The 13855-nt window shown below is 38.6% G+C and carries 12 protein-coding genes and 4 pseudogenes; 6 read left to right on the top strand and 10 right to left on the bottom strand.

The features are described 5' to 3' along the window. Positions 1-204: 204 nt before the first annotated feature. Positions 205-633: a hypothetical protein gene (locus tag FTV43_RS09140; RefSeq protein ID WP_000877730.1), complete on the bottom strand. Its 429-nt coding sequence runs from the start codon at positions 631-633 to the stop codon at positions 205-207. Between the two features lie 600 nt (positions 634-1233). Here FTV43_RS09140 and FTV43_RS09145 point away from each other — a divergent pair. After that, positions 1234-1591, top strand: a pseudogene (locus tag FTV43_RS09145) (type II toxin-antitoxin system RelE/ParE family toxin). Beyond that, positions 1584-1886 (top strand): helix-turn-helix domain-containing protein, encoded by a 303-nt coding sequence (locus FTV43_RS09150; protein ID WP_096902794.1) that lies wholly within the window; start codon positions 1584-1586, stop codon positions 1884-1886. The pseudogene FTV43_RS09145 and the gene FTV43_RS09150 overlap by 8 nt, the downstream one beginning before the upstream one ends. 43 nt (positions 1887-1929) lie before the next feature. On the opposite strand, the pseudogene FTV43_RS09155 reads toward FTV43_RS09150, so the two are convergent. Beyond that, a pseudogene (locus FTV43_RS09155) lies at positions 1930-3086 on the bottom strand (IS4 family transposase). Between the two features lie 207 nt (positions 3087-3293). Between FTV43_RS09155 and FTV43_RS09160 the strand changes: the two are divergent. Continuing rightward, a complete protein-coding gene (locus tag FTV43_RS09160; RefSeq protein WP_096902802.1) occupies positions 3294-3491 on the top strand; it encodes a hypothetical protein in 198 nt (65 codons plus the stop codon). A gap of 116 nt (positions 3492-3607) precedes the next feature. Here the strand turns inward: FTV43_RS09160 and FTV43_RS09165 are convergent, their stop codons facing one another. Together FTV43_RS09165 and FTV43_RS09170 are read right to left on the bottom strand one after the other, a co-directional pair. Next, on the bottom strand, positions 3608-3886 hold the full coding sequence (locus FTV43_RS09165; protein WP_000361155.1) for a helix-turn-helix domain-containing protein: 279 nt from the start codon (positions 3884-3886) through the stop codon (positions 3608-3610). After that, the gene (locus tag FTV43_RS09170) at positions 3879-5183 is read right to left on the bottom strand and encodes a type II toxin-antitoxin system HipA family toxin (RefSeq protein WP_000816116.1); all 1305 of its coding nucleotides are present in this window, start codon (positions 5181-5183) and stop codon (positions 3879-3881) included. Before FTV43_RS09170 ends, FTV43_RS09165 begins: the two co-directional genes overlap by 8 nt. Before the next feature lie 216 nt (positions 5184-5399). Between FTV43_RS09170 and xseA the strand changes: the two genes are divergently transcribed. Both xseA and xseB read left to right on the top strand, forming a co-directional pair. Continuing rightward, positions 5400-6668 (top strand): exodeoxyribonuclease VII large subunit, encoded by a 1269-nt coding sequence (xseA, locus tag FTV43_RS09175; RefSeq protein ID WP_000004127.1) that lies wholly within the window; start codon positions 5400-5402, stop codon positions 6666-6668. Next, on the top strand, positions 6658-6852 hold the full coding sequence (xseB, locus tag FTV43_RS09180; protein WP_001058302.1) for an exodeoxyribonuclease VII small subunit: 195 nt from the start codon (positions 6658-6660) through the stop codon (positions 6850-6852). Before xseA ends, xseB begins: the two co-directional genes overlap by 11 nt. Before the next feature lie 253 nt (positions 6853-7105). Here xseB and FTV43_RS09185 read toward each other — a convergent pair whose 3' ends face one another. From FTV43_RS09185 to FTV43_RS09205, 5 genes and pseudogenes are all read right to left on the bottom strand, one after another. After that, positions 7106-8404, bottom strand: a complete 1299-nt coding sequence (locus FTV43_RS09185; protein WP_000100479.1) for a Y-family DNA polymerase — start codon at positions 8402-8404, stop codon at positions 7106-7108. After that, positions 8401-8973, bottom strand: a complete 573-nt coding sequence (locus FTV43_RS09190) for a LexA family transcriptional regulator (protein WP_000193118.1) — start codon at positions 8971-8973, stop codon at positions 8401-8403. The genes FTV43_RS09185 and FTV43_RS09190 overlap by 4 nt, the downstream gene beginning before the upstream one ends. A gap of 436 nt (positions 8974-9409) precedes the next feature. Next, positions 9410-10743: pseudogene (locus tag FTV43_RS09195) on the bottom strand (ISNCY family transposase). A 340-nt stretch (positions 10744-11083) separates the two neighbouring features. Next, a protein-coding gene (locus tag FTV43_RS09200; RefSeq protein ID WP_154320140.1) for an IS3 family transposase occupies positions 11084-12243 on the bottom strand; the annotation gives its coding sequence in 2 pieces (ribosomal slippage) (positions 11084-12009 and positions 12009-12243; 1161 coding nt in all). Positions 12244-12266: 23 nt separating this feature from the next. Next, positions 12267-12671, bottom strand: a complete 405-nt coding sequence (locus FTV43_RS09205; protein WP_154320139.1) for a hypothetical protein — start codon at positions 12669-12671, stop codon at positions 12267-12269. Between the two features lie 46 nt (positions 12672-12717). On the opposite strand from FTV43_RS09205, the pseudogene FTV43_RS09210 reads away from it, so the two are divergent. Beyond that, positions 12718-13053: pseudogene (locus FTV43_RS09210) on the top strand (transposase); the annotation flags it as partial. Positions 13054-13102: 49 nt separating this feature from the next. Here the strand turns inward: FTV43_RS09210 and FTV43_RS09215 are convergent. Continuing rightward, positions 13103-13627, bottom strand: coding sequence for a hypothetical protein (locus FTV43_RS09215; protein WP_154320138.1), 525 nt, complete (start codon positions 13625-13627; stop codon positions 13103-13105). Positions 13628-13855: the final 228 nt, after the last annotated feature.

Below are 13855 nucleotides of genomic sequence, written 5' to 3' on the forward strand. Positions count from 1 at the left end.
ATCTTAATTCTATTAGATTAATGATAATACTATCATTTAATTATTGCATTAAGTCTAATGATAGATATTGTATGCGATTTGGCTCGCTATCATTCAGGTATAGTCTTTTGATAAAAAAAGCATGACTGGAAGCCATGCCTTGGGAATTCGTATAACGTGTATTATGTTAATTTTAGGGAAATTTAAGAATCTCTATGCAATGGTTTATTCAATATTCTTTGATTTCTTATCTTTTAGGTTAATCAGAAATAGCCAATAACATAAGCCAGGAAATAGAGCCATAAAGATAGTCCATGTATCTGTATACATCTTCCACCACTCTTTCGAAATTTCTCCTGTGTGACTCCATCCAAAAAGAATAAAAAATGGAGTAGCAATAATTATAGAGGCAATACAGATAGTTAATAAATTAAGACTGTTATAACGATTTAAAAGAATTGAGAATATGAAGCTGAAAGGTACAGTCAAAATACAATAAGCCAAGTAGACAAGACCGTGCCCTACAAGAACCACTAAAATCGAGTATAGGCTGTATTCCTGATTCATTACGATAAACAGGACTGCTGTGAAAAAAAGTAGTGGTAAAGGAGAAAGTAAGAGAGCTTTTACTATTTTTTCATTTGAATATTTCACTAATTTAATTCTCTTATCTACTCAATAAATAATAATACTATAACGATTTTATTGGAGGTTTTTTGATTCTATTTAACATAATGGTGGTTATACGCAATACACTTGTATATTAATATAAATATCAGATACTTAATAAAACCAGAAAAATCTAAAAATGCACAAAAAGCCGATTTTGAAACAAGTCGGCTTTTTTATGAGCGGTTTTGATATTTTTTGCCAACATTTTTGCTCAAAAAACACTCAAAACAGAAAATCACCTACAATCTATAAGGCTTTCAACCTGAAAAAAATCCACAATTTATGGGGATAACTCTGGGGCTATTTTTAAGCCATTTTTGTACGCTTTGACGTACAGTAATTTAAGGAATCTGCTTCTAGCTGATCAAAGCTTTATTTCTTATGATGTAGTCAAGGAAAGCAGGAAGCTCCAAACAACAAGAATAAGAAAGATCAGCACAAGGATGGTTAGGTACGACAGAAGTTATACCTTGCAACCAAACACGAAAAACCCCGACAGGATGTCGGGGTTTTTTATTACCATTTGAAAACTGACTAAGTTCACTATAAAATATAGACTATAATCTATATTTTGGTTGTGATATGTGGACAGTCATCACAACAGATCTGTTTAATGAGTGGCTTGAGCAGCAAGATGAATCAACACAAGAGAAAGTCCTCGCAGCTTTGGTCGTTCTACAGCAGCAGGGACCTAGCTTAGGTCGCCCTTTAGTGGATACCGTGTATGACTCTAAATTTACCAATATGAAAGAGCTACGCGTTCAGCATAGAGGTAAACCACTTAGAGCCTTTTTTGCATTTGATCCATTACGACAGGCCATTGTGCTTTGCATCGGTGATAAAGGCGGTAAAAAGCGTTTCTATAAAAGAGATGCTGGACATTGCAGAACAGCAATACGAACTTCATCTCTCAACCCTAGGAGAACAATCTAATGGCTAAAACCTTACAGGAATTATTGGTTAGTCGCTCTCCAGAGAGCCAAGCACGTATTAAAAAAATGGCTGATGAGCTACTGTTAGAGACTCAGCTCCATCTTATTCGAGAAGAGTTAGAGATTTCCCAAAAAGAACTTGCTGAAACTTTGGGAATAAAACAGCCATCACTTTCAGCAATTGAAAATCGTGGTAATGATTTAAAGATTTCAACCATGAAAAAGTATGTTGAGGCAATGGGTGGTAAGCTCCGTATTGATGTGGAGCTTCCAACAGGAAAACATATAGGATTTAATGTGTAACGATAAAAAAGGTAGCTATAAGCCACTGCTGTCCCACAATTTTTCACAAGAGGAAGCTTAAATAAGCTTCCTCTTGTTTAATGGGGATTTTATCGGGTGAGAATAAAGCTTTTAACGTTTTTCTTTCAAACAAATTCACTTGAATGATTCTGAGTAAGCGCTGCACTGTCCAGCCTTCTTTCCCCAGATGTTGAGCGAAACTCACCAGCAAATAGGCGATTAACGCGATCCAAATTTGAGTTTGTATGGCATTACGGCTTCGGCCTAGAAATGACTTTAATTTTAAATTCTGTTTAAGTGCTTTAAAGAACAGCTCCACTTTCCAACGGTCTTTATAAATTGCAGCAATCGTTAATGCTGCCAGATGAAAGTTATTACTCAGAAACTCAAACGTCCTGTTCTTATCGGTATCATAAAATTCTATACGTCTTAATAATTTGGGAGCACCTCTTTTCTTTGCATAAGCACTACTTAATTCAATCCATTCATCCGCAATAATACCTTTAGATGCTAATACGCTGCGGCTAGATTTCACTTGATAAACTGTCTTTGGGCGCAATCGGGTGACAAAACTGACCTTTTGATGAGTCAATTGGGCAAACCATTGATAATCAATATATCCTTTGTCAAATACGACAATACTGCCAGCAGGAAATTTGAATGCTCTGCCTTGTACCATATCATTTTCAATGCCATCCCCAAGCGCCACAAATTCAGGAATGGTATTGCTGTAATTTAAGCCAACGCTAAGTTTCATGCTGGCTTTGGATTCATGCACTTTGGCCCATTCACATAAGGAAAATGACAGATCAATATGGCTGGCATCCAGGGAATATAAGGGATTCTTAAAGCGGAATTTATGAGCTACTTTTGAGTGTTCATAAGATTTAAGTAAGGTGTAAAATAGCTGTTCATACAAGGCTGCAGGCTGTTCCTGATTGATTCGAGCCAGTGTACTGCGAGGGTGATAGACTTTGCTCCGAGAGCATTCAGCTTTTCTTGTTGACACTCTAGATTAGATTGAATATCCCGCAGACTTTGTCTGCAGGAAAGTTGAGACATCAGTATGGCAATGAACTGATCCCATCTTGAAGCGGCTCTAAATTTCTGACCGACATGATGTATTTGAACAAGACGTTCAAAATCTTGTCGGAGTATGGGTTTAATCAATTGATGAAATACGGTATTCTGATATGACAAAACCTGAGTCCTTGGTCGTTAAAGTGTTGGTTCGCACTTATATTTTAACGATTCAGACTCAGGTTTTTTTATTTAAATCAAACTATGGGACAGCAGTGAGCTATAAGCTCCCTTTTTTGTGTTAGAAACCATTTAAAGTGTCTGTATTCTCACCATTAAAAATGTCTGGTTTATGATGATCTAAATAACTTCTCAGGATATGACTCTATGAACGACACTGAAAATCAAAAAAAACTCCCATTCTCAGAGGATGAATTACTCGAAAATATAGATGAATATAAAGCACATGCAGATGAAATTACTGTGCTTACAGAAACCGAATTCGATTATTCATATTTCAAACACTCTACTCCATTTTTTCAAAAACAAATTAATTACTGTAGAGACAAAACCCTTGCTACATAAGGTTTTGGAGTCGTTTGTCTAAAAATAATCATAAAACAACCTAGAGCCTGTTTATTTCCTCTTTGTATCCTTAAACGGATAAGATTTTAGAAAAACCGATGGCTCAGAATTAAAAATCATTTAACTTTTATTTGTAATTGTAAACCGAAAGTATCGAGTAATTTCTGCATGGATTTCAAAGTAGGATTGCTCCCTGGTTGCTCCATTTTTTGCAGTGTCTGTGGCGCAATCTTAGTAATTTTAGCCATATCATTCAGTGTTAAATGTAGCTCTGTTCGAATAAATCGAGCAACTTGATAAAAAGACCAGTCTGGATGATTATTGATGGTTTCAAGCACAGATAGTCTTTTTTCCATTTGTTGAATAGGGGTCAATGGTTTAAAACGTTTATCCATGGCTGATCTCCTCCAACTGCTGGCAAATATTGATTATTCGATATTGGCTATTTTCCAGAATTTCATCCGCTACTTGAAGAGCCTGCATCTTTTCTAACAATCCCCGATAAATTGGTAACTGTTCAATTAATAAAGTTTTAATTTCTTGTGGACCAATCGAAGTGCTTTCAGCTATCTGCTCAATCACAGAACTCAAAAGTGGCATACCACCATGATCATCTCTTTCCCAACGAGTAGTACGTGCAATACCATCAGGATGTAACCACATTGGCGCAAAATCAAATAATGGTGTGAGCTGAATTTTACCATTATTGAAGCGTTGGATTGCTGTATTGCGAGTATGGTTATCTTTATTGCCTAAGGCAACATTTGCGAGATCACGCTTCAAATACTCAAATACTTCCTGCTTTGGTTCGGTACAAGCCTCCATAAGCAGGGTACATATTTGATTATGGGTCATTCTAACCCCAAAGCCCGCCTTCCCACCTAGAGATGCAAGGCTTTCCTGAGCAATTCTTTCAACTTTGCCATTAATTACTTTGCGATCAAATCTTGGAATAAACAAAGTCTTGCCATGTAGCTCAAGATCCCGGTGTACACGTAGTTGCAAGTACTGAGCGACTTTCATATACAAAGCTTCGTTCATCAGGATTTTATTCAAATTTTGATCACTGCCGCGGCTAAATTTAACCAACCAATGCTGCTTAACTTGATCATCTGGAAGAGTATGATCTAGATAGAAAAGATCATCATAACCTTGTGTTAACAACAATTTTGGCCACTCACCCTGAATACCAGATGAACCAGCAATAAAAAGTCCATAAGATGCGAGCGATTCAATAAACTTCTCTTTACGTTCAATAATTTGGCTTAGGCTAAATCCCTGATTCTGCAGCTTTGGGAAATGACTTTGTAACCACTCATGAGCCTCTTTGACTCGCAGATTCCCAATTGGATTTCCTGCGCCTGCTTTTAAAAGCGCCCAGTCCGCTTGTTCCTGAACATTCTCAGAAAAATCAAGCTGTATTAGTAATTCTTTGCGGCCGTATCCTTGAGGTAATAGATCCATAAGAAATGCTGGCCAAGTTGATTCCAATCTATTTTGAACGTTCACTGGTAAGTCATAAGCAAGCGCATGACCATCTCTTAGATCCATATATGAAATAGCATATTCGAACAAATATGATGTACGTGTAGCTGCCTGCCATCCAGCATTTTGATCATCCGTAACCTCAACCAAAGCACAGTCATGCCATTCATAGTCTTGGTAGATTTGCAGTGTACAGTATTGCTTCATAATTTTATTAAAATAGTAAAATATAATGATTTTATTGATTATATATCTATTTTAATATAAAAGTATAATTAAACTAAAAATCTCAATGATCACTCTAGGTGTCTAAGAAGAACTTATACATTTCTCAAAATTGCAATAAACTCATCTGATTTGCAGTAGAATTGATCAATATTAGGTTAAATCTCACCTCCTTATATTTTAGCTATCCTTTACATCATGTCAGAACGTCAACAACTCAGCCTTAGTGAATACCTTGCCACTGTACAGGAAGTCATCCATCTGACTTTTGATGGGGCAGTGTGGGTCAAGGCTGAGATCCGTAATTTAAGTATTAAAGGCGGTCACTATTATCTTGAGTTGGCTGAGAAAGATGAAGAAAGCCATAAGGTGATCGCTAGTTGTAAAGGCACCATTTGGAAATTTACGGCACAAAAAATAGTTCTAAAGTTTGAACGAGAAAGTGGTATTGAACTGTCGAAAGACCTGAATGTACTGATCAAGGTCAAAGCTAGATTTGATCCGCAATATGGCTTCTCGGTCAATATCGAAGATATCGACTCTAGCTTTACTCTAGGAGACATCGCCAAACGCTATCAGCAGATTCTGCTGCGACTGACTGAGGAAGGCCTGCTCAATAACAATAAACAGTTGCCGGTACCCTTTGATATTCAGAATGTCTTGGTCATTGCACCGGAAAATGCTGCAGGGTTAGGTGACTTTAAAAAAGATGCGGATGCCCTGGCTCAGGCTGGTGTCTGCCATTTCGTTTATCATTCAGCAACTTTTCAGGGTAATACTGCTTCTGCCAGCATCATTCAGGTTTTGGGCCGTGCCTTAAGACAGTGGGCTCAAGATTACTTGATAGCACCAGACCTTATTGTGATTATCCGTGGTGGTGGAGCCGTGAATGACCTAGCTTACCTGAATGATTATGATCTGGCCGCACTGCTGTGTAAAAGAACTGTGCCTATCTGGGTCGGTATTGGCCACGAGAAAGACCACACTATTTTGGATGAAATTGCACACCGTTCCTTTGATACTCCGAGTAAAGTGATCGCAGGGATCCGTAACCTGATTGTGGAGCGAGTCAATGAAGTTAGTACTGCTTTGCAGACCATCAAGCTACTGTCACAGCACCAGTTGATCACCTACCAGAGCCAGAGTGATCAGTATCTGAAAACTATCAAAACTCTGACACAGAACCAGATCAATGAAGCCCAACGTAGAGTTGATATGCTGAAGAGTGATACTAAGTATCTTGCTCAACAACAGATTAAACTAGCTTCACAGCAGGTAGAGTCATTGATGAGGGAAACCTTGCTACAGAATCCACGTAATGTGATGGCCAAGGGCTATGCAATTGTCCGTAGCCAAGGCAAAGCCATCCGTTCCATACAGCAGATTACTGACCAGCAATTACAGATTGAACTTAAGGATGGCACCATTGATGCCACCGTGACACAGGTAAACGCACATGAACAATGAAGAACTAAGTTTCAAGAAAGGTTATGAAATTCTCAAGAAAAATGCCGAATTTCTTGAATCTCAGGAAGAACCGGATATTGATAACCTTATGGCGATCGTTGAAGAGTCCATGACTGCCTATAAAGCCTGCAAATTACGTATTGATGCTGTGCAACAGGCGTTGAATGACACCTTTAAAGAATAAAAATTCTAGGTCGAGAAAAGTCTAGAATGTTCTAGAAATAAAGGACATGAGATGGTGAAAACTGACAGTTAACCCAATAAATTTGCTTGAGCAGAGTTTTATTACTAACCACCTTTTCCTCGAGAGGTGTTACATGGATCCCAAACAACATACTTACGTTGTTAAATGGTTGACTGAGGATCAAGCCTGTGTCGGCTTATGTGTCGAGTTCTTCATTAAGCTGACTTAAACCAAATAGGTGAGGCTAATTAATTTAATGGCTGATCTTTAATAATCCCTGCCAGCTGAAATAGTTTTGGGTCAAATGGGTACGATTCATGGACCACTTTCGTTGTGGCAAGTAGCAGCTGCCAACAGCTAATTTAGTTTTCCCATATCTCGCCTGTACCGCTTCTAAAGTCTGCATGAGGCTTTCATTACTTTCACGCTGGCTGTGGTCCGTCAGCAGGTCAGGAGTAAAGCGCTGCTTAGCAATTAAATCCGTCAGAATTACACCACACTTTTTATATTTCACGTCAGATTTATAAATGTGTTCCAGCAGTTGCATAGCTGTTTTAATCAGATCCAAAACACAATCCGTCGGTTCAGGAAACTCAAAAGCCAACGATTTACTGTAATAGGGAACCTTTGAATCAAAAGGATTCGATTGCACAAAAGCAATGACACATCCACATAAGGAAGCGTCTGCTCGTAAACGTATGACCGCATCCTGTACATACTTGCCCATAGCCTCTTTGAGATCATCTTGCTCGGTAACTTTTTCACCAAATGAACGACTTGCTATGATTTGCTGTTTGGGGGGAGGGGCATCATCTAACTGCATACAAGAAACACCTTGCAGCTCCAATACTGTTCTTTGCATTACCACAGAAAAAAGGCTCGCCATGCGATGAGAATCTTGCATCACTAAATCCAGTACCGAATAGATTCCCATGGCATTTAGTTTTTTAACTAACTTACGACCAACGCCCCAAACTTCACCGACCTCAATGTCTGAATAAAGCATTTCCTGATCTAGGAAATCCATATTGAGTAAGTTACACACACCCTTGAAACCCTGTCTTTTTTTGGCAAGATGGTTGGCCATTTTGGCTTCAGTTTTACTACGCCCGATACCAATCGAGACGGGCAAGCCAATCCAATCCAACAATCGTTGTTTCATGTGATGCGCATACTGAGTTAAGTCAAAATTTTGTGCATAACTGGTCAGGTCTAAAAAACACTCATCAATTGAATAGATTTCCTGTTCAGGTGGCGCAACAAAACTAGCCAAAATTGAATGAAAACGCTTGGACATTTCAGCATATAAAGCATAGTTACTGGATAACACCACGACCTGATGTTGCTGAACAATATCTTGTATTTGAAAGAGAGGAACGCCCATTTTGATGCCCAGCGCTTTGGCTTCATTACTTCTTGCCACAGCACAGCCATCGTTATTGCTGAGAACAATGACAGGTTTGTTGTTTAGACTGGGATTAAATACCCGCTCACAACTGACATAACAGTTGTTAATATCAATCAGGGCATAAATCCGCTCGTAACTGCTCATCTGAACTTCTTGATCACACTGGTAACCACACCCCAAATCAGCATGGTTTGATTATCTTTCAAATAGATATCAGCAAAATCAGGATTAGCCGCCTGCAACCAGCATTGATTACCCTCAATCATTAAACGTTTAATCGTAAAATCATTGTCTATCAATGCCAGAACAATATCCCCATGCTTGGCTTCAATACTACGGTCAACGATTAGCTTGTCATTCAGATCAATCCCTGCATCACGCATGGATAAGGATTCCACTTCAACGATAAAGGTTGCCTGTTGGTTTTGAATAAGAAACTCGTTTAGATCAAGGGTCTTATCGATATAGTCCTGAGCAGGGGAAGGGAAGCCTGCAGCAACTTTTTGCAAAGCAACAGGAATCTCATAATGTGTTTTTGTCTCAAGCAATGTAATAGAGGAAATATCGTTAAACTTTGGAGTGTCATTTTTTTTCAGGTATTTCTTGATTTCCAATACACGAGACTCTGGCACCCGAATGACCTTGGTCGGTTCGTTATAGACAAAAGGACGGCCAGAACCTTTGCGTGCACCACCATGCTTATTTTGCGTCATTTTTATTATCAATCTTGATTATGTAACATAATTAAGATTATAGAAAACTCAGAATATAAAAACAAGATTGTCCGTTCTTTAATAAAGTATTATCCCAAATCTTGGGATTGCCATGATATTAGCAAAGCCACAAGATCAGTCAGACGACACAATAAAGATTGTCTAATCCTTGATCGTAGAGACTTTATATTTGAAGCAACAGAAGACCTAAAGGGCTTTACTGGTATCCATTGATTGTTCAGCAACATTAAATAAAACCGTGGAACATTGATTAAAGAATAGGCGTGGAACGTGAAAAATCATAAAAAAAGCCCACTCGAGGGTGAGTGGGCTGTAAACTAGGTGTTAGCATACTGAATTATAACACAATTTAAAAAGCTGTTGTTATTCACCAATTAAAATGTCTATGCGATAAACCATTTAAAATGTCCTGTTTTTAACTGCAAGAGTCAAGAACAGGATTTAAATTTCTTTGTTCATTGCTAGCTTTCTGAGCTTTACGACTCGGCATACTTTTCTTGGCACGGGAACGTTTATTCTGTTTTTCCAACTCTTCATGCTGTTGTTGGATATGGGCCAGAACTGCGCCTAACCGTTTATTCTCAACCACTTCATTCTGCTGCAGTCCAGTCAGTTTATTGAAGATACTGTAGTTGATCTTCCGTCCTTCATACATGATCGCAACAGTGCCATCCGGGTACTCCAGAAATGAAATGTATTGTCCAACTAATTTCTGGTTCAATTCAGTCGGTTCAAGCATATAAATACATTTGTCATACGTCAGGGTTAGATTCTTGGTGACCTTACGTGGTTCCTGCCAGGTAAAAATATCATCCAGTTCAAGATCAGATTCGGTTAATGGTCGATGTAAATTCTTTGAGTTACGCGCACACTTGGCGAACTTCTGATTGAACTGCTCAATGAAGCAGGGTAGCCAAGCATTGGCTTCAGCAATCGAACTGATGCCTTCCAGACGCATCTCTTTGATCAGACGATCCTGAAGTGTCCTGTTAGCACGTTCCACACGTCCTTTGGCCTGTGGTGAGTTGGCAAAAATAATATCGATGTTTAACTCATTCAGAATCCGCCCAAATTGCGTGATCTTGCTGTCTTGGCTCGATTTCTGATTCACTCGGAATACTGAGTGTTTATCGCTATAAAAGGCCAAAGGCTTGCCATATTGCTTAATGTAGGCTCTCGTGGAAAGCATATAGTCGAAGGTCGTTTCAGCCTCACAAAAGCGCAGATGCAACAGCTTTCCAGTGGCGTCATCGATATAAACCAGCAAACAGCATTTGGCGGATCGTCCTTCAAACCAGTCATGATAGGAGCCATCAATCTGGATCAGTTCACCGAAGCAATCACGGTTATATCTAGGCTGATATGGACGTTTCAGACGCTTGGATCGCGGAATCCAGAGCTCATTGGCAGTCATCCAGCGACGAACTGTTTCCACAGGAATATTCAGCTCAAACATGCTGCTGAGCTTCTCATGCGCCAAGGTGGGCCCAAAGCCCAGCAGATGTTCAGAAATAATGGAAAGGCACTTTGCTTTTAACAAGTCATCATGGCGACGATGGCCAGGTTGACCACGACTGGCATGAGCCAGACCTGAAACACCATCTTGATTGAGCTTCTGCAATAACCGGGTAATTTGACGGGGGAAAGATTCAGGATTTCAGCAGCACGGACTTGGGTAATACGATGATCTCGAACGTCTTGCAGAACCGCAAGACGTTGAATTTCTTTGTCAGACATAGTGATCAGCATCTATATTTCATATCCAGTCCATGATGGTTAAATCATCATAAACTAGACATTTTTATTGGTGAGAATACAGACACTTTAAATGGGTTCTAACATCTGTATTTCGTATAACATTGATTATGTTAAATAGAATAGAATTTGAACGATAAAAAATTAACAGTCATACATTATCATTAACAAATAATAGGGGACATTTTTTATGGGTGATAAATTGAAAGAAATACCAGCACTTACTGGGTGTTTATTGCGGGTACTCTAGTGCGTGTACAGAGGGATCTAAATTTACCACGGAGAATTTGGAAAAAAATCGAAGATATACAGGTAGGTGATCTAGTTTTTGATCCTAGACAGTATCGTGGACAACAAATCCCTCTAAATTCTTGAAATATTTCTGTTCAAAGGCTTCTGGGCTTAAACAGCCGTTTGCAGAATGTCTTCTGATTCGATTGTAATAAATCTCAATATAGTCAAACAAGACAGCATTCGCTTCTTTTCGAGTGGCAAATACACTGCCATGGACCACATGAACTTTCAATGTATGAAAGAAGCTTTCGGTCACTGCATTATCCCAGCAGTTTCCCCTGCGTGACATACTTTGAACGCAGTTATTCGTCAATAATAGCGCCCTAAAATCACGACTACAGTACTGTGAGCCTTGGTCCGAATGTACCATGACACCCATTGGATACCCCTGACGAGCCATTGCATAATGAAACGCATCACATACCAATTGACGGTCTATTCGATAGCTGGTTTGCCAACCGACAATACGACGGCTGAATAGATCCAGCATCACACATAAATACAGCCAACCTTGCTTAGTACGGATATAGGTAATATCTGTTGTCCAGATCTTATTGGGTTCATTGACCGTAAATTGACGATCTAACAAGTTAGGTGCTGTAGGCAAACGATGGTTTGAATCAGTCGTATGCTTGTATTTACGTGCAATCCTGCTACGTAAACCAAGCTTTTTAAGCATTCTTCCAACGGTTCGTTCGCTCATGCTGTAACCTAAATCATGCATGTCATGTACCAATGAAGGTGCACCCAATCGTGCATGATGCTGCCAATATACGGCTTTTAAATCATTATATTTCTGCGCTAGATTGGTCTGGCGCTTTCGCCAGGCATAATAGCCTGAAGTGCTGACACCCAGGCATTTACAGACAGAAGATACAGTGACTTCATTCACATCCAGATCTTGAATTACCGTGTACTTTTCTTGGCATGATCTGTCAGAAAGTACACATGCGCTTTTTTTAAGATGTCATTGACTTCCCTAAGCTGTTTGACTTCTTTCTCTAATTCCAATATCCGCTGTTGTTCTGGTGAAAGTTGACGTTTGCTTGAACCCACTGGATTGGCTTCACGAATCCATTTGTCTAAAGTTGAATAACCCACACCTAATTTCTGGGCGATTGCAGCTGTAGGCTCGTGTGAGTTTGAAAGTGCATAATCAATTGCTTGCTGTTTAAATTTGGGATTAAAACGTTTGGCCATTTCTTGGATCTCCAAAGTTAACGTTACGTTATCTTTAGAGGGAAGTACTGTCCATTATTTTGGCTAGGATCAACATGATGAAATAGCTCTCTTAAAATCAAAGGTTCAGCTTGATCAAATGCAATATCCCTAGTCTGAACGATCTGCTTCAAGAATTTATTCACATTGTTGTCGATATGAGTGACTGTGATCTCCTGCCAGATACTAGGCACAATCAGGGCTAAAGGACGTATTTTATAAAAATGAGAGGCAATATTAATCCCATACGGATCAAGATCACCATAAAATGCCAACAAGCAGTTATCCGATACTTGTTCTAATAATTTAACTACTGTTTTAATGTTGGCCCCATGCCCACGATAGACAAACAGGCTCGACTGCCACTCAAGAGGCAACTGCATATACCAATCAAATACCCTATTCATCATGGCACCATTTTCAATAATAATGATGCGCTGTATCGATTGTATGTCATCCCTGGATGAATTTGGTCAAAAGTGAGACGATAAATATCCTCAAATCAGTAAATCATGGCTTGCCAACTGGTCGAATCTCAACACGTTCTTTGCCTATCCAATGGACATTCGCAAGGCGATTTATACCACCAATGCAATTGAATCCTTGAACAGTGTCATTCGCCATGCCACCAAGAAAAGAAAAATCTTCCCAACCGATGAATCTGTGAAAAAAGTGGTATATTTAGCGATTATGGCAGCAAGCAAAAAATGGACGATGCCCATTCAGAATTGGAAAGCTGCCATGAATCGTTTTAGTATCATGTTTGATGAACGTGTAACCAAGTATTTTTAAAACCACATTTACACAGAATTATTTACACCCTCATTAAATAGTGTAATTATCAGTAGATACCAAATTTACAATCTTCAATGGCTTGCATTTTTTTAGTAGTTGACTCAGCCAACGTTTTACGTTGCTCTTGAATTGCAGGGTCACGAGTAAAAATAGGTAGTTCTTTAACTTTAGTCCGATATTCTGTTTCAATTTCATGACACACTTTAATATTTTCTATTGTTTTATTGACAAAATTTTCATCTACTTTTTTGTACTGATTTTTAGAAATACGTAATGTTTGACCATCATCAGATAAATGTAAGGGCATAGCAGCTAAACCATTATTAACCGCTAAAGTATCATCTTTTTTTTCCAATACGAGAGAACTTCCCTCTTTACCATTCACCACATTACTACGAGCAACCACATTTTCTTTAAGAATATAACTATCTTTACCCTCTTTAAAAATTTGCATAATGCGCTTTCCTTGCACATTTTCTAATTGCCAGTAGCCAACCATTTTGTCATGTTTATTACCACAAGCTGATAAAAAAACCGTCGACATTGATAATAAGATTACTAACTTTTTCATAAGTAAACCTCTGAAAATAATAAAGATTCTTCTAAGCGCAACTTTTTATAACTATCACTAGTCGTTTTTAGGTTAAACTGAAATATATCAAAAAATAAATAAAATACATACATTTATTTTTAATTGAATTATTTCAAGTGGAAACTACACCCCAAATTTGCTAAATAGGTTTTCCAGCGTTTCAGTTATACAATGTTTTATGAGATCTGGACTAAATTCAACAGCATC

Origin of the sequence: Acinetobacter sp. YH16053, from assembly GCF_013417035.1 — a bacterium.
In the GTDB taxonomy this organism is placed as follows: Bacteria; Pseudomonadota; Gammaproteobacteria; order Pseudomonadales; family Moraxellaceae; genus Acinetobacter; species Acinetobacter towneri.

Bases quoted from the DNA above. Each gene is read 5' to 3' on its own strand.
- FTV43_RS09150 (WP_096902794.1), top strand. From the start codon at position 1,584: ATGGCTAAAACCTTACAGGAATTATTGGTTAGTCGCTCTCCAGAGAGC.
- FTV43_RS09160 (WP_096902802.1), top strand. From the start codon at position 3,294: ATGAACGACACTGAAAATCAAAAAAAACTCCCATTCTCAGAGGATGAA.
- FTV43_RS09165 (WP_000361155.1), bottom strand. From the start codon at position 3,886: ATGGATAAACGTTTTAAACCATTGACCCCTATTCAACAAATGGAAAAA.
- FTV43_RS09170 (WP_000816116.1), bottom strand. From the start codon at position 5,183: ATGAAGCAATACTGTACACTGCAAATCTACCAAGACTATGAATGGCAT.
- xseA (WP_000004127.1), top strand. From the start codon at position 5,400: ATGTCAGAACGTCAACAACTCAGCCTTAGTGAATACCTTGCCACTGTA.
- xseB (WP_001058302.1), top strand. From the start codon at position 6,658: ATGAACAATGAAGAACTAAGTTTCAAGAAAGGTTATGAAATTCTCAAG.
- FTV43_RS09185 (WP_000100479.1), bottom strand. From the start codon at position 8,404: ATGAGCAGTTACGAGCGGATTTATGCCCTGATTGATATTAACAACTGT.
- FTV43_RS09190 (WP_000193118.1), bottom strand. From the start codon at position 8,973: ATGACGCAAAATAAGCATGGTGGTGCACGCAAAGGTTCTGGCCGTCCT.
- FTV43_RS09205 (WP_154320139.1), bottom strand. From the start codon at position 12,671: ATGATGAATAGGGTATTTGATTGGTATATGCAGTTGCCTCTTGAGTGG.
- FTV43_RS09215 (WP_154320138.1), bottom strand. From the start codon at position 13,627: ATGAAAAAGTTAGTAATCTTATTATCAATGTCGACGGTTTTTTTATCA.